The 15863-nt window shown below is 69.5% G+C and carries 10 protein-coding genes and 1 pseudogene; 6 read left to right on the top strand and 5 right to left on the bottom strand.

Annotation, left to right across the window (positions count from 1 at the left end):
• Positions 1-40: 40 nt before the first annotated feature.
• Positions 41-805 carry a class I SAM-dependent methyltransferase gene (locus BLV92_RS13975; RefSeq protein WP_090545794.1) on the top strand — a complete coding sequence of 255 codons (765 nt, stop codon included), beginning with the start codon at positions 41-43 and terminating at the stop codon, positions 803-805.
• A gap of 93 nt (positions 806-898) precedes the next feature.
• Here the strand turns inward: BLV92_RS13975 and ppc are convergent, their stop codons facing one another.
• Positions 899-4045, bottom strand: coding sequence for a phosphoenolpyruvate carboxylase (ppc, locus tag BLV92_RS13970; RefSeq protein ID WP_090547091.1), 3147 nt, complete (start codon positions 4043-4045; stop codon positions 899-901).
• Between the two features lie 493 nt (positions 4046-4538).
• Between ppc and hemC the strand changes: the two genes are divergently transcribed.
• The 3 genes from hemC to BLV92_RS13955 are packed head-to-tail and all read left to right on the top strand — an operon-like array spanning position 4539 to position 8869.
• The gene (gene hemC, locus BLV92_RS13965) at positions 4539-5534 is read left to right on the top strand and encodes a hydroxymethylbilane synthase (protein ID WP_090545793.1); all 996 of its coding nucleotides are present in this window, start codon (positions 4539-4541) and stop codon (positions 5532-5534) included.
• A 56-nt stretch (positions 5535-5590) separates the two neighbouring features.
• Positions 5591-7666 (top strand): fused uroporphyrinogen-III synthase HemD/membrane protein HemX, encoded by a 2076-nt coding sequence (gene hemDX / locus BLV92_RS13960; RefSeq protein WP_090547089.1) that lies wholly within the window; start codon positions 5591-5593, stop codon positions 7664-7666.
• Between the two features lie 3 nt (positions 7667-7669).
• The gene (locus BLV92_RS13955; RefSeq protein ID WP_090545791.1) at positions 7670-8869 is read left to right on the top strand and encodes a heme biosynthesis protein HemY; all 1200 of its coding nucleotides are present in this window, start codon (positions 7670-7672) and stop codon (positions 8867-8869) included.
• A gap of 322 nt (positions 8870-9191) precedes the next feature.
• On the opposite strand, the gene BLV92_RS13950 is transcribed toward BLV92_RS13955, so the two are convergent.
• Together BLV92_RS13950 and BLV92_RS13945 are read right to left on the bottom strand one after the other, a co-directional pair.
• Complete coding sequence (locus BLV92_RS13950; RefSeq protein ID WP_090545789.1) at positions 9192-10511, bottom strand: MFS transporter; 1320 nt, start codon at positions 10509-10511, stop codon at positions 9192-9194.
• Positions 10512-10641: 130 nt separating this feature from the next.
• Positions 10642-10866 (bottom strand): annotated as a pseudogene (locus BLV92_RS13945) (SDR family oxidoreductase); the annotation flags it as partial.
• A 383-nt stretch (positions 10867-11249) separates the two neighbouring features.
• Between BLV92_RS13945 and ppa the strand changes: the two are divergent.
• A complete protein-coding gene (ppa, locus tag BLV92_RS13940) occupies positions 11250-11777 on the top strand; it encodes an inorganic diphosphatase (protein ID WP_090545787.1) in 528 nt (175 codons plus the stop codon).
• Between the two features lie 84 nt (positions 11778-11861).
• Here ppa and BLV92_RS13935 read toward each other — a convergent pair whose 3' ends face one another.
• On the bottom strand, positions 11862-12212 hold the full coding sequence (locus BLV92_RS13935; RefSeq protein ID WP_090545785.1) for a GIY-YIG nuclease family protein: 351 nt from the start codon (positions 12210-12212) through the stop codon (positions 11862-11864).
• Positions 12213-12275: 63 nt separating this feature from the next.
• The gene (locus tag BLV92_RS13930) at positions 12276-13463 is read right to left on the bottom strand and encodes a GNAT family N-acetyltransferase (RefSeq protein ID WP_090545783.1); all 1188 of its coding nucleotides are present in this window, start codon (positions 13461-13463) and stop codon (positions 12276-12278) included.
• Between the two features lie 256 nt (positions 13464-13719).
• Between BLV92_RS13930 and BLV92_RS13925 the strand changes: the two genes are divergently transcribed.
• The gene (locus BLV92_RS13925; protein WP_090547087.1) at positions 13720-15786 is read left to right on the top strand and encodes an NAD(+) synthase; all 2067 of its coding nucleotides are present in this window, start codon (positions 13720-13722) and stop codon (positions 15784-15786) included.
• Positions 15787-15863: the final 77 nt, after the last annotated feature.

Here is a 15863-nt window from a genome sequence, read left to right as displayed (position 1 = left end):
GGTCCGCGCAGCGCGGTTCGCGACGCAACAGGAGCATTCGATGAAGCATCACGATCAGGTTGCCGACGCGTTCGGCTCGACCGCCGCCGCGTATCTGACGAGCCGCGTGCACGCGACCGGCGCGGATCTGGAACGGCTCGCGGCGACGTTCGCGGCCACCTGCGGCAACGCGACGGTGCTGGACATGGGCTGCGGCGCGGGCCACGCGAGTTTCGCGGTTGCGCCGCACGTGCGCGAAGTGGTCGCTTACGATCTCGCGCCGCAAATGCTCGCGACGGTCGCCGAAGCCGCGAAGGAGCGCGGCCTCGCGTCGATCCGCACGCAGCAGGGCGTGGCCGAGGCGCTGCCGTTCGCGGACGCGTCGTTCAACTGGGCGATCAGCCGGATGAGCGCCCATCATTGGCGCGACGTGCGCCGCGCGCTCGCGGAGGTGCGGCGCGTGCTGACGCCGGGCGGCCGGCTGATGTTCATCGACATCGCCGGCATCGACGATCCGCTGTACGACACCCACATCCAGGCGATCGAACTGCTGCGCGACGGCTCGCACGTGCGCGACTACCGCGCTAACGAATGGCTCGCGATGCTGGACGAAGCGGGTTTCGACGCGCGGATCGACGAGCGCTGGCGGATCGGCATCGAGTTCGGGCCGTGGGTCGCGCGGATGCGCACGCCCCACGAGCGCGTCGTCGCGATCCGCTCGCTGTGGGACCGCGCGCCGGACGAGGTGAGACAGTATTTCGACGTGCAGCCGGACGGGTCTTTCAAGCTCGACGCGTTGCAGATTTTCGCGACGCGAAGGGACTGAGCGGACGGTTCGTTTCTGTCGCCGCAAAAAACCGCGCCGCCAGAAGGCGGCGCGGTTCGTGGCGACGAGTCGTTCGCCGGAGCGAACCGGGCGTCAGCCCGTATTGCGCAGCCCCGCCGCGATCCCGTTGATCGTCAGGTGCAGCCCGCGCCGCACGCGCGCGTTGGTGTCGCCCGCGCGGTGCCGCTTGATCAGTTCCACCTGCAAATGGTTCAGCGGATCGAGGTACGGGAAGCGGTTCTTGATCGAGCGCGCGAGCAGCGGGTTGTCCGCGAGCCGGCCGCTCGCGCCGGTGATCTCGTCGAGCACGCGGGTCGTGCGCTCCCACTCGCCGACGATCCGTTCGAACACCTGCTTGCGCAGCTTCTTGTCCGACACGAGCTGCGCGTAACGCGACGCGACCGCGAGGTCCGTTTTCGCGAGCGTCATGTCCATGTTCGACAGCAGGTTCGAGAAGAACGGCCAGGTCTTGTGCATCTTCTTCAGCAGCGCGACGCGGCGCGCGCGTTCGGCGTCGCTGCCCGCTTCGTCGAGATACGCGCCGACCGCGCTGCCGAATCCGTACCAGCCGGTCAGCAGCAGCCGGCATTGGCCCCACGAGAAGCCCCACGGAATCGCGCGCAGGTCCTCGATCTTCCGGTGCTTCGGGTCTTGCAGCTTGCGCGAAGCGGGCCGGCTGCCGATGTTCAGTTCCGCGATCTCGGCGATCGGCGTCGCGGTGAAGAAGTAGTCGGTGAAGCCGGGCGTCTCATAGACGAGCGACCGGTACGCGGCCATCGCGGCGTCGGACAGCCGCTGCATCGTTTCCTCGAACGCCGGCAACTGGTCCGGCGCGTGGCCCGCCGCCTCGCCGACCGGCAGCAGCGACGCTTCGAGCGTCGCCGCGATCACCGTTTCGAGGTTGCGGCGGCCGATCTCCGGATTGCCGAACTTGCTCGCGATCACCTCGCCCTGCTCGGTCAGGCGGATCTGGCCGTCGACGGTGCCGGGCGGCTGTGACAGGATCGCCTGGTAGGTCGGGCCGCCGCCGCGTCCGACCGTGCCGCCGCGTCCGTGGAACAGGCGCATCGTGATCCCGCGGTCGTTGAACAGCGCGACCAGCGCCAGTTCCGCGCGGTACAGCTCCCAGTTCGACGTGAGAAAACCGCCGTCCTTGTTGCTGTCCGAGTAGCCGAGCATCACTTCCTGTTCGTTGCCCTGGTGCTCGACGAGCGCGTCGAGGCCCGGCAGCGCGAGCAGGTCGCGCATGATGTGCGGCGCGTTGCGCAGGTCGGGGATCGTCTCGAACAGCGGGATCACCATCAAGCCGGCCTTCGCCGGGTCGTCCGCGTGGCCGAGGCGGCCGGTCAAAAGGCCGGTCTCCTTCTGCAGCAGCATCACTTCGAGCAGGTCGGACACCGTCTCCGTGTGCGAGATGATGTAGTTGCGCACCGCGCGCGGCCCGAACTTCTCGCGCGTCACGCGCGCCATTTCGAGCACGCCGAGTTCGCTCTTCACGAGGTCCGAATAGTCGAGATACGGCGAGCGCAGCAGGCGCGCGTCCGCAAGCTGCGCGAGCAGCACGATCTGCTTGTCGTCCTCGGCGAGCGCCGCGTAGTCGCCCGCGACGCCCGCGCGCGCGAGCAGTTCGGCGATCACCGCCTCATGGATGTCCGAGCTTTGCCGCAGGTCGATGCTCGCCAGGTGGAAGCCGAACACGTCGACCGCGCGCGTCAGCGGCGCGAGGCGCGGCGTCGCGAGCGACGCGCCGTGATGTTCCGCGAGCGAGTCCATCAGCAGATGCAGGTCGCGCGAGAATTCCGCGGCGTCCGCATACGGCTTCGCGCGCACCGGCGCCGCGCCGCGCCCGGCGCTGCGCACCCGCACGACGCCTTCGCCGAGCCGCACCCGCGCGCTCGCCGCGAGCCGCGTGTAGATGCCGATCAGCGCGCGCCGGTACGGCTCGTCGACGCGGTGCGGCGACTGGTCCGGCGACGCGGCCGCGAGTTCCTTCAGCGCGTCGCTCGCGCCGGCCAGCAGGTTCGACACCGACAGTTCCGCGCCGAGCCGGTGCACCTCTTCCAGGTAATGTTCGAAGATCACGGTCGCCTGGCGCTCGCTGGCTTGTTCGAGCGTCGGCGCGGTCACGTTCGGATTGCCGTCGCGGTCGCCGCCGATCCAGCTGCCCATCTGGAAAAACGCGGGCAGCCGCGCGGACAGCCCGTGCTCCTTCAGCGCGGTTTCGATCTCGCCGTACAGCGCCGGAATCTCGGTGAGGAACGTCGTGTGGTAATACGACAGCGCGTTCTCGATCTCGTCCGCGACGGTGAGGCGCGCGTCGCGCAGCATCCGCGTCTGCCACAGCGACGTGACCCGCGCGCGCAGCAGCGCCTCGTTGTGCGCGAATTCGCGCTGCGTGAGCGGCTGGTCGCGTTCCGCGAGCAGCCGCGCGATGTCGTGCTGCGCGTCGAGGATGCTTTTGCGCTGCACCTCGGTCGGGTGCGCGGTCAGCACCGGCATGATCAGCGCGTCGTTGAAGAACTGCTGCAACAGCGGCGTCGCGGCCGCGCCCGCTTCGACCAGCCGGTCGAGCGAATGCGCGACGGTGCCGGGCTGCGGCACGGAGCCGGCAAGGTCGTGGATCCGGTGGCGGCGGTTGCGGTGGCGGTCCTCGGCGATGTTCGCGAGGTGAGAGAAATAGCTGAATGCGCGCACGACGCTGACCGTCTCTTCCGGCGACAGCGAACGCAACTGCTTCTCCAGCGCGAGCGCGTCCGCGCGGTCGTCCTCGCGGCGAAAGCGCACCGCGGTCTGCCGGATCGTCTCGACGACGTCGAACACTGCGTCGCCTTCCTGCTCGCGCACCACGTCGCCGAGCAGGCGGCCGAGAAAGCGGATGTCCTCGAACAGCGGCTGGTCCTTGTCGTCGCGCGTGCGGCCGTTGCGCGGCACGGCGGGTTTCTGCGTTTTCGCGGGCTTCGGCGCTTCGGCGGGTTGGGTCGCGCCGTTGACGCCGTTGGCGCCGTTCGCGTCCGCCGTTGGCGTCGGCAGCGCGTCGCCTGCGGCGTCCGCCTGCTTGCGCGCGTGTTTCGGCGCTTTTTTGCCGTTCGCCGCGTGCGCGGCGTCGGCTGTCGCGGCGGCGCGCCTCGCGGCCTTGCCGGCTTTGTCCGCCTTGTCGGCGGGGGCGGCCGGATTCGCCGCGGCGGCGTTCTTCGATGCGTTGTTGCGGCGCTCGGAGCGCGCCGTTCCGGAAGACTTCACGATGATTTCCTCAGGCAAGCCAGGAGTGGATGTCCGTTAATCGAAAGAGACTGCCGACTGCACGTGCTGCGGGTGGAGCAGGGAAGAGCGCCGGGTGCGACAGCGGGCCGGACGGCGGAGCGGCCGCGCGCGGATGCGGCCGGCACGGTGCGCGGCCGTTTCGTGGAGTGCGCCGCGCCCGGGAAGCAGGTCTCCCGTGTGCGGCGCGGCGCGAAGCGAACGCGACGAACGCAACGGGTGAACACCCGCGCAAACGCGCCTCGCGGGCGCGCACCCGATGCCGCCGGCGCGGCCGTTCGCGCCGGCGATGCTACGCCGCGCGAGGGTCGCGCGGAAGGGTTCGCGCCTGTCTCCCCGTTGTCGTCCGCGCGCCCTGTGGCGGCCCGGGAGGCCCGTGCGGCGGGCAGTTGCCGCCGGGGCGCCTGGGGGCGCGTGCTACCATTGCCGGTTATCCGAATCCGTTTTTTTCGATCCCGTCCTTCGTGTCCTTGCGATGAACCCCGAGACGTTATCCGCGCCCACGCCCCGCACGCTGGTGATCGCTTCGCGCGAAAGCCGGCTGGCGATGTGGCAGGCAGAGCATGTACAAGCTGCGCTGCACAAATTATATCCATCCTGCGACGTGAAAATTGCCGGAATGACGACGCGAGGCGATCAGATTCTCGATCGCACGCTGTCGAAGGTCGGCGGCAAGGGCCTGTTCGTGAAGGAACTGGAGAACGCGCTCGCGGACGGCAGCGCGGACCTCGCGGTGCACTCGCTGAAGGACGTGCCGATGGAGCTGCCGGACGGCTTCGCGCTCGCGGCGATCATGGAGCGCGAGGACCCGCGCGACGCGTTCGTGTCGAACGGCTACGACTCGCTCGCGGCGCTGCCGGCGGGCAGCGTCGTCGGCACGTCGAGCCTGCGGCGCGAGGCGATGATCCGCGCGCGTTACCCGCATCTCGGCGTGAAGCCGCTGCGCGGCAATCTCGACACGCGGCTCGCGAAGCTCGATCGCGGCGACTACGCGGCGATCATCCTCGCGGCGGCCGGGCTCAAGCGTCTTGGCCTCGGGGCGCGGATCCGCGCGCTGCTCGAACCGGACGACAGCCTGCCGGCGGCGGGCCAGGGCGCGCTCGGCATCGAGATCCGCGCGGACCGGGCCGACGTCGCCGCGTGGCTCGCGCCGCTGCACGACCCGCGCACGGCCGCCGCGGTCGAGGCCGAGCGGATGGTGTCGCGCGCGCTCGGCGGCTCGTGTTCCGTGCCGCTCGCCGCGTACGCGCAGTGGCGCGACGGCGTGCTGCATCTGCGCGGCAGCATCGCGACGCCGGACGCGAGCCGCGTGCTGCGCGCCGACGGCTCGACCCGCGCGACCGACACCGCGAGCGCGATCGAACTCGGCCGCGAGGTGTCGCAGGCGCTGATCGCGCAGGGCGCGCTCGACATCGTGCGCGCGCTCGCGGACGCCGCGCCGTCGCCGAACACGCCGCCGGACGCGCGATGACCGGCGCGCCGACTCCCGAGAATCGCGACGGCCAGGGCCGCCGTGACAGCGACGCGATGGCGGCCGAAGGCGCATCCGCCACGCCGACTGCCGCACCGACCGCCGCCGCCCCGTTCACCGTCGTCGTCACCCGTCCCGCCGGCCAGTCCGATTCGCTCGTCGCGCAGCTTGCCGCGCGGCGCATCCGCACGCTCGACTTCCCGCTGATCGCGATCGCGCCGGCCCACGACGACGCGCCGCTGCGCGCCGCGCTGAACGGACTCGACCGGTATGCGCTCGTCGTGTTCGTGTCGCCGAACGCGGTCGATCGCGCATTCGCGAGTTACGCGTCGGTGTCGTCGATCTGGCCGCATCCGCTGCCGGTCGCGGTCGTCGGCCCGGCGAGCGTCGCCGCGCTCGCGCGCCACGGCGTCGCCGCGCCCGACCATCGCGTGATCAGCCCGCCGGTGCCGGCCGACGAGGAGCCGGCGCGGTTCGACTCCGAGGCGCTCTACGCGGCGCTCGAAGCGACGTTCGGCGCGACCGGCCTGGACGGCCGCCGCGTGCTGATCGTGCGCGGCGACGGCGGCCGCGAATGGCTCGCGGACCGGCTGCGCGAGGCGGGCGCCGAGGTGGAGACGGTCGCCGCGTACCGGCGCGTCGTGCCCGACCCGGCGATCGGCGTCTGGCAGCAGGTGCACGCGCTGCTCGCGGGCGCGCCGCATGCGTGGCTCGTCACCAGTTCCGAGGGCGTGCGCAATCTGGAAGAACTCGCGCACGAGCACCTGACCGCCGGCGAGATCGCGCAGTTGAAGCACGCGCCGCTGGTCGCGCCCCATCCACGGATCGCCGAAACGGCGCGGGGTTTGGGTTTTGATAGGATTACGGTGTCCGGCGCCGGCGACGAGCGCATCGTGCAGACGCTGTCGGGCCTTGCTTCCTCTGCTGTTCAACCGGTTCAGAACCCTCCGGCGCATGCGCCGGCACACTCTCGCATGACTGATTCGAACAACGCCAGCAACACGCCAACTCCGCCAGCCGCGCCGTCCGGCGCGTCGCCCCGTTCTTCCGGTTCGCGCGAATCCGCGCCGCCGCTGACGCCGCCGCCCGGCGTGCCGTACGGCAACGAGCGCGCGCGGCGCGGCGCGGGCGGTCCGCTGCTGTGGGTCGTCCTCGTGCTGGTGGCGGCGGCGTCCGGCACCGGCGGTTACCTGCTGAACCGCAAGATCGACCAGGCCGGCCAGCAGCTCGTCGCGCGCCAGCAGGCCGCCGACGCGCAGACGGCGCAGCTGCGCGCGCGCACCGAGCAGACGCTCGCGGGCGTGCAGGCGACCGAGTCGCACATCTCCCAGCTCGAAGGCCGGCTCACCGACGCGCAGACGTCGCAGCAGGCGCTCGCGCAGCAATACGCGGACCTCGCGAAAACGCGCGACGACTGGACGCTCGCGGAGGTCGGCCAGATGCTGTCGAGCGCGAGCGAGCAGCTTCAACTGACCGGCAACACGCAGCTTGCGCTGTTCGCGCTGCAAAGCGCGGACAACCGCCTCGCCGGGTCGTCGAACCCGCAGGCGCTCGTCGTGCGCAAGGCGATCGCGCAGGACATCGACAAGCTGAAGGCCACGCCGTCGACCGACCTGACCGGCCTCGCGATCAAGCTCGACACCGCGCTCGGCCGCATCGACGCGCTGCCGCTCGCCGGCGAGGCGCCGGTGCCGCGCGCGAAGCCGCATGCGGCCGCGCCGGGCGACGTCGCGAAGACCGCCGCGGCGAACGGCGAGCCGCGCTGGAAGGCGTGGCTCGACCAGTTCGCGACGGGCATCGGCCAGCAGATCGCGAGCCTCGTGCAGGTGCGCCGCATCGACAACGCGGACGCGATGCTGGTCGCGCCGGACCAGGGTTACTTCGTGCGCGAGAACGTGAAGCTGCGGCTGTTGTCCGCGCGGCTGTCGCTGCTGTCGCGCAACGACGCGACGCTGAAGGCGGACCTCGCGGCCGCCGACGGCGCGCTCGCGCGCTACTTCGACAACGCGTCGAAGGAGACCCAGGCGGTGCGCGACCTGCTGAAGGAGGTGAACGCGGGGTCGGCGTCGGTCGCGCTGCCGAACCTCGACACGAGCCTGCAGGCGATCGGGCAGTTCCGGAGCCGGGGGTAAGACATGGCGATCCGTGGACTCCTGTGGCTCGCTTTCCTGTTCGCGATTGCGGTCGTGCTCGCGACGCTCGGCCGCTTCGACGCGGGGCAGGTGCTGTTCGTCTATCCGCCGTATCGGGTAGACGTGTCGCTGAACCTGTTCATCGTCGGCGTGGTGGTCGTGTTCATCCTGCTCTATGCGTTGCTGCGCTTCGTGCGCAACGTCGTGACGATGCCGCGCCGGGTCGCTGCGTATCGGGCGCGCTCGCGCGCGGAGAAGGCGCATAACGCGCTGCGCGACGCGATCGGCAACCTGTACGCGGGGCGCTTCTCGCGCGCCGAGAAGGCCGCGCGCGACTCGCTCGCGGACGAGCGCAACAAGGGCGCGGCCGGGCTGATCGCCGCGAACGCCGCGCACCGGATGCACGAGTACGCGCGCCGCGACGACTGGCTCGAACAGATCGACGACGCGGACTGGCAGGAAGCGCGCCTGATGGCGACCGCCGACATGCGCGCGGACGGCCGCGACGCGGACGGCGCGCTGACCGCGCTGACCGAGATGCGCACCCAGGGCGGCCGCCGCATCCACGCGCAGCAGATCGCGCTGCGCGCGCAGCAGCAGTTGAAGAACTGGAGCGAGGTGCTCAAGCTCGTGAAACTGCTGGAGAAGCGCGAGGCGCTGCATCCGGCGGTCGCGGTGCGGCTGCGCCAGCTGGCGGCGGAGAACCTGTTGCGCGACCGGCGTCACAATCCGGACGCGCTGCTCGAACTGTGGCAGTCGCTGACGCCGGTCGAGCGTCACTCGTCGCGTCTCGCGGATCTCGCGGCCGAACTGCTGATCGGGCTGGACCGTCCGCAGGACGCGCGCAGGATCGTCGAGGAGGCGCTCGCGCAGAACTGGGACGCGCGGCTGCTGCGCCGTTACCCGGACACGGCCGGCGCGGACGCGCTGCCGCTGATCCAGAAGGCCGAGGCGTGGCGCAAGGAGCGGCCGGACGACGCGGACCTGCTGTTCGCGCTCGGCCGCCTGTGCCTGAAGCAGCAGTTGTGGGGCAAGGCGCAATCGTTCCTCGAAGGCGCGCTGAAGTCCGCCGACATCGCGGAGAACGAGCCGCTGAAGATCCGCACGCATCGCGCGCTCGCGCGGCTGCACGAGCAACTGGGCGACAGCGCGAAGGCGGCCGAGCACTATCGCGAGAGCGCGCTGTCGATGAACGTGGTTTGAGCGGGCGGCGGTCGGGTCCGGTTTCGCGAGGTTTCGCGAAGGCGCGGGCGCCGACTGGCCGAACCAGGCACCCCGGAAGGGACGGACCTTGTGGTCCGGTCTTTCCGGGGTGTTTTTCGTCGTGGAGGTCGCGCGGCGCTGCGTGTCGGGGTGGCGGCAACGCTTTCGGCGCGTCCGCGTTGTTGTGGCGTGGCGGTGCGTCGTGGCGGCGGGGGCAATCGAGGGCCGCAGCGGGGCGCGCGGCTGCCTGGTCAGTTCCGGCTTTTGCGTCGCGTCGCGCCGCGCGTGCAAATCGCGCCTGCGTGGCTAGGCCCTCGACGCGTCAGCGATTCACCAGCTTCCGCGGCGCGCCGAGCGCGAGCAATCCGCCGAGGATCATGAACGCCGCGAGCAGGTACATCCCCGAGTCGTTCGCGCCGGTCGCCTGCTTGAGCCAGCCCACCGCATACGGACTCAGGAACCCGGCGAGATTGCCGATCGAGTTGATCAGCGCGATCCCCGCCGCCGCGCCGGTGCCCGCGAGCCACGCGGTCGGCAGGCTCCAGAACAGCGGCAGCGTCGTCAGGATGCCGATCGTCGCGAGCGTCAGCGCGGCCATCGCGAGCGTCGTGTCGTGCGCCCACGCGACCGACAGCACGAGCCCGAGCGCGCCGGCCGCTGCCGGCAGCGCGACGTGCCAGCGCCGCTCGCGCCGCCGGTCCGCGCTGCGAGCCACCAGCACCATGCCGACCACCGCGGCCGCGAACGGGATCGCGGACAGCAGGCCGATCGTGAGCGAATCGGTGACGCCGGTCGACTTGATGATCGTCGGCAGCCAGAAGCTCACGCCGTACAGCCCCATCACGAACGAGAAGTACGTGAGGCTCATCAGCAGCGTGCGCGGGCTCGTCAGCACCGTGCGGATCGGCGGATCGACCTTCGTTGCGTCCTCGGCCGCGATGTTGCGCTCCAGCAGCGCGCGTTCTTCCGCGCTGAGCCACTTCGCGTCGCGGATGCGGTCGTCGAGCACGCTGAACACCAGCACGCCGACGATCACCGACGGCACTCCTTCGAGCAGGAACAGCCACTGCCAGCCCTGCCACGCGTTCAGGCCGTCGAACGCCTTCAGGATCCAGCCGGACAGCGGGCCGCCGATCACGCCGGACAGCGCGATCGCGGTCATGAACCACGTCGTCGTGCGGCCGCGCCGGTGCGCCGGATACCAGTAGGTCAGGTACAGGATGATGCCGGGGAAGAAGCCCGCCTCGCAGACGCCGAGCAGAAAGCGCATCACGTAGAACATCGTCGGCGTGGTGACGAACATCGTCAGCATCGACACGAGGCCCCACGTGACCATGATCCGCGCGATCCACACGCGCGCGCCGACGCGATGAAGAATGACGTTGCTGGGCACTTCGAACAGGAAGTACCCGATGAAGAAGATGCCCGCGCCGAAGCCGTACACCGCGTCGGACAGGTTCAGCGACGCGCTCATCTGCAGCTTCGCGAAACCGACGTTCACGCGGTCCAGATACGCGACCACGTAACACAGCATCAACAACGGGATCAGCCGCCACGCGACCTTGCGATAGGTCGCCTCCTCGAAGCCGGACGGCGGCGCGCCCGTGCCTGCATGGGGCAGGTGATTCGCGGGACTGGCCATGGTGTCTCCTGAACCTGAACGGTCTTTTTGTTGTGATGCCTGATCATTCTATACAGCGCCGCCGCGCGGCGAACGCGCGTGACGGTCGGGGAAAACACCGACGCAGCGGGGACCGGGTTCGCTTATGCGTTCATGTGCAGCGTCCGCCGTCCACTTCCAGGCATACGCCGGTGATGAACGATGCACCGTCGTCGGACGCGAGATACAGGCACGCGTTCGCGATGTCCTGCGGCGGGGAAAAGCGGCCGGGCGCAATGCCCGCGATCACACGCTCGCGGTTCTCCGGCGTATTGGCCGCACCCGTGAATTCGGCCGTGAGCCCCGTGTCGCCGAGCACCGGGTTCACGCATCGCGCCATTCGCCGGTTGAGCGCCATGAGGGGCAATGTGGAGGGACGCAGGCGCTGGAGGCGTTGCCAGGTGACCTGAAGCGCGCCCGACGGCGCGGGGCGGATGGCGACCGGCGGCGCGACGGGCTCGCGGTGCAGTCCGCTAGATCGTCGCCTGGTCGGCTGACCGGGCACGCGCCGTCACGGGCGTTTCAGCAGCCCGGCCCCGCCGGAACGCCCGCCGCCGCCCGCCCCGCACCGCCGAACGTCGGTCCGTCGGGACCGATTGGCTATAATGGCGCATCCTCAATCGTCCGGAGTCCGCTTCGGCGCGCACGGCCCGCCGGCGCGCCGCCTGATGCTTCCGTCAGGCGCGGGTTGCCGGCTTCTTTTCCGACCAGAGAGCGCTCATGAGCTTCAGCAACGTCCCCGCCGGCAAGGATCTGCCGCAAGACTTCAATGTGATCATCGAGATTCCGGCGCAAAGCGATCCGGTGAAGTACGAGGCCGACAAGGAACTGGGCCTGCTCGTCGTCGACCGTTTCATCGGCACGGGCATGCGTTATCCGGTGAACTACGGCTTCATCCCGCAGACGCTGTCCGGTGACGGCGACCCGGTCGACGTACTCGTGATCACGCCGTTCCCGCTGCTCGCCGGCTCGGTCGTGCGCGCGCGCGCGGTCGGCATGCTGCAGATGACCGACGAGTCGGGCGTCGACGCGAAGCTGGTCGCGGTGCCGCACGACAAGGTCTGCCCGATGACGGCCGGCATCAAGTCGATCGACGACGTGCCCGAATATCTGAAAGACCAGATCAAGCACTTCTTCGAGCAGTACAAGTCGCTCGAAAAGGGCAAGTGGGTGAAGGTCGAAGGCTGGGCGGGCATCGACGCCGCGCACAAGGAAATCACCGAAGGCATCGCGAACTTCAAGAAGTAAGCGTGACGCATGCATTGCGCGCGGACGGCTCGACGCCTTCCGCGGCCAGAACCGCGCGAGCCGTTTCACGGCCGCGCGGTTTTTTCATGCTGCGGCGATCGTCGCGGGCGGATCGGCTTGCGGCGCGGCGGTGTCGTCACCCGGTTCGGGCGGTTCGGCCGCGCGTGGCGGCACGATCGAATCGAGCGTCAGCAGGCCGGCCGCGAGCGCGCGCTTGTCGCGCGGCGCGAGCCGCTTGACCCAGTATTCGGCGCGCGACGCGCTCGCGCGGTCCGCGAGTTCGAACGATGCGAGCACCCGCTGCGGCTTGCGCGAGCGCGTGTAGCGCGCGCCGGTGCCGTTCGCGTGCTGCGCGAAGCGCGCGGCGACGTCGGTCGCGATGCCGGTGTAGATGCTGCGGTCTTCGCATTCGAGCAGGTACAGATGCCACGCCATGGGTCGAAAAGGCTCAGCGGGGGAAACGGAGGAGAGGGCGCCAGTGTCCCACACGATGGCGCGTCATGGGTCGCGATGGTCCGGGTCGCGAAACGGATTGTGCTCGTTCAGTTCGTGCATGTACGAGTGGATATGGTTCGTCTCGCTTTCGAGGAAACGCGCGACCGCATCCGAGAACGCCGGATGCGCGAGCCAGTGCGTCGAGCGCGTGACGGTCGGCATGAACCCGCGCGCCATCTTGTGCTCGCCCTGCGCGCCGCCTTCGAACACCGCGAGTTTCTCCTCGATGCAGAATTCGAGCGGCTGGTAATACGCGGTCTCGAAGTGCAGGCACGGCACATGTTCGAGCGCGCCCCAGTAGCGGCCATACAGCGTGCCGCCGCCGTTCTCGTCGCGCTGATAGACGACGAGCGAGCTTGCAATCGGCTTGCCCTCGTATTCGGCGATCACCAGCAGCAGGTTCTCCGGCATCGACGCGCCGATCGACCGGAAGAAGTCGAGGTTCAGGTACGGGCTCGAATAGTGCTCGCGATACGTCTGCCGGTAGCAGCGGCTGAAGAAGCGCCAGTCCTCGTCGCGGATGTCCTCGCCGCGCACGCGGCGCAGCGTGACGCCGGCTTCCCGCACCTTGCGCCGCTCCGCGCGGATGTTCTTGCGCTTCTTCTGTTCGAGCGTGGACAGGAACTCGTCGAAGTCGCGATAACCGTCGTTGAGCCAGTGGAACTGCACGCCTTCGCGCTGCATCATTCCGAGGCCGGTCAGCGCGGCCGCGTCGTCGGCGGTCGGAAACAGCACGTGCAGCGACGACACGTCCGCCTGCTCCGCGAACGCGACGAGCGTCGCCGCGAGATGGCGGCGCGCGATCTCGTCCTCCGCGATCAGCCGCGTGCCCTGGACGGGCGTGAACGGCACCGCGCACAGCAGCTTCGGATAGTAGTCGAGGCCGTTGCGCTTGTACGCGTCGGCCCAGGCCCAGTCGAACACGTATTCGCCGTACGAGTGGCCTTTCAGATAGACAGGCGCGGCCGCCGCGAGCCGGCCGGTGCGCTCGTCGGTCAGCGTGACGAACTGCGGCGCCCAGCCGGCATCCGGCGTCGCGCAGCGCGTGTCGTGCAGCGCCGCCAGGAATTCGTGGCGCAGGAACGGCGTCGGCTGCCCCTGGCGGGCGAGCAGCGCGTTCCATTCGGCGGCGTCCACCTCGGCCGGTGAGCCGAGAATGCCCGTGCGATAATCGAAACGTTCCTGATTCAATCTGCGTGGTCCGGTTACGTGCGTGCGCGCGTTGCGTTTGTCTGTTGCGTGTGCCGGTTCGATCGCGGCGCGGGCATCGATGGATGCGTGTGCATATCGCGTAGGCCGAGCGTAGGCCAGGCGCAGGCCGACGAACCCGGCGAACGTCATGGTAATGCAAACGCCGCGCGCGAGTGCGGCGCACCACGACGGCGGACCGCGATGGTGAACCGACCCGGCAGTGAACCCGCGCGGCGTGCGCGTCAAGGTTAATCACATGAAAGAGCGCTTCTTCAATCTTTATTCGCACGGCTTCGCGCGCGTGGCGGTCGGCGTGCCGCGCTGCCGCGTCGCCGATCCGGCATTCAACGCAGAGCAGACGCTCGCGCTCGCGCGCGAAGCCGCGGACCACGGCGCGGTGCTCGTCGCGTTCCCCGAACTCGGCCTGTCCGCCTACACGTGCGACGACCTGTTTCATCAGAACGCGCTGCTCGAAGCGTGCGAGCGCGCGCTGATGGCGATCGCGGCCGCGTCGTCATCGCTGCCGCTCGCGATGATCGTCGGACTGCCGGTGCGCGTCGGCCATACGCTGTTCAACTGCGCGGCGGTCGTCGCGGGCGGGCGGGTCGTCGGCATCGTGCCGAAGAGTTATCTGCCGAACTACGGCGAGTTCTACGAGGCGCGCCAGTTCAGCCCGGCCGCGAGCGCATCGGCGGACTCGGTGCGGATCGGCGGCAGCGACGTGCCGTTCGGCGCGTCGCTGCTGTTCGACGTGCCGGCGATCGAGTCGCTGCGCTTTCACGTCGAGATCTGCGAGGACGTATGGGTGCCGGTGCCGCCGTCGTCGTTCGCGGCGCTCGCGGGCGCGTCGGTGCTCGTGAATCTGTCCGCGTCGAACGTCGTGGTCGGCAAGGCCGGTTATCGGCATCAACTGGTGTCGCAGCAATCGGCGCGCTGCCTCGCCGCGTATCTGTACACGTCGGCGGGCAAGGGCGAATCGTCGACCGATCTCGCATGGGACGGCCAGGCGCTCGTCTACGAGAACGGCGAACTGCTCGCGCAGTCGGAACGCTTCCTCGACGACTCGCACCTCATTTTCGCGGACGTCGATCTGGAGCGGCTGTCGCAGGAGCGCGTGCGGCAGACGACGTTCGGCGATTCGATCCGCCGCCACGCGGACGAAGTCGCGAAGTTCCGCGTGCTCCGTTGCGACGTCGAGCCGTCGGGTGCGGAGAAGCTGCCGCTCGCGCGGCGCGTCGAACGGTTCCCGTATGTGCCGGCCGATCCGAAGCGGCGCGACGAACGCTGCAACGAGGTCTACAACATCCAGGTGCAGGCGCTGGTGCAGCGGCTGTCGTCGAGCGGGATCAAGAAGGTGGTGATCGGCGTGTCGGGCGGTCTCGATTCGACGCATGCGCTGCTCGTCTGCGCGAAGGCGATGGACCGGCTCGGGTTGCCGCGCGCGAACATCCTCGCTTATACGATGCCGGGCTTCGCGACCAGCGAACGCACGCTGCGCCAGGCGCGGCAGTTGATGGACGTGGTCGGGTGCAGCGCATCGGAAATCGACATCCGCCCGAGCTGCCTGCAGATGCTGAAGGACCTCGGCCATCCGTATCACGAAGGGCAGGAAGTCTACGACGTCACGTTCGAGAACGTGCAGGCCGGCGAGCGCACGAACCATCTGTTCCGGCTCGCGAACTTCAACCATGCGATCGTGATCGGCACCGGCGACCTGAGCGAACTCGCGCTCGGCTGGTGCACGTACGGCGTCGGCGATCACATGTCGCATTACAACGTGAACGCGAGCGTGCCGAAGACGCTGATCACGCATCTGGTGCGCTGGGTCGCGGAGACCGGGCAGATCGGCACGAGCGGCTCGGACGTGCTCGAAGCGATCCTCGACACCGACATCAGCCCGGAGCTGATCCCCGGCAAGGCGAACGGCGCGCCGGAGCAGAAGACCGAGAGCGTGATCGGGCCATACGAACTGCAGGACTTCAACCTGTACTACACGCTGCGTTTCGGCTTTTCGCCGACCAAGGTCGCGTTCCTCGCGCTGCACGCGTGGGGCGACCGCGAGACCGGCGCGTGGCCGGAGAACGCGAAGGTCGTGCGCAACCAGTACGGCCTCGCGGCGATCAAGCGCAACCTCGGGATCTTCCTCGACCGCTTTTTCCGGCAGAGCCAGTTCAAGCGTTCGTGCATCCCGAACGCGCCGAAGGTCGGCACCGGCGGGTCGCTGTCGCCGCGCGGCGACTGGCGCGCGCCGAGCGATTCGGAAGCGACGGTGTGGCTCGACGCGCTCGCCGAGGTGCCGGACGGCGACGCGCAACACGCATGAGCTGGGCAGGCCGCATGCGTGTGTGGCGTAGAATCGACGGAACAGCCGCAACTTTTTAGACCATCTGATACGAGACG

Origin of the sequence: Paraburkholderia caballeronis (assembly GCF_900104845.1) — a bacterium.
GTDB classification, from domain to species: Bacteria; Pseudomonadota; Gammaproteobacteria; order Burkholderiales; family Burkholderiaceae; genus Paraburkholderia; species Paraburkholderia caballeronis.
This window is presented reverse-complemented; position numbering and strand designations above follow the sequence as displayed.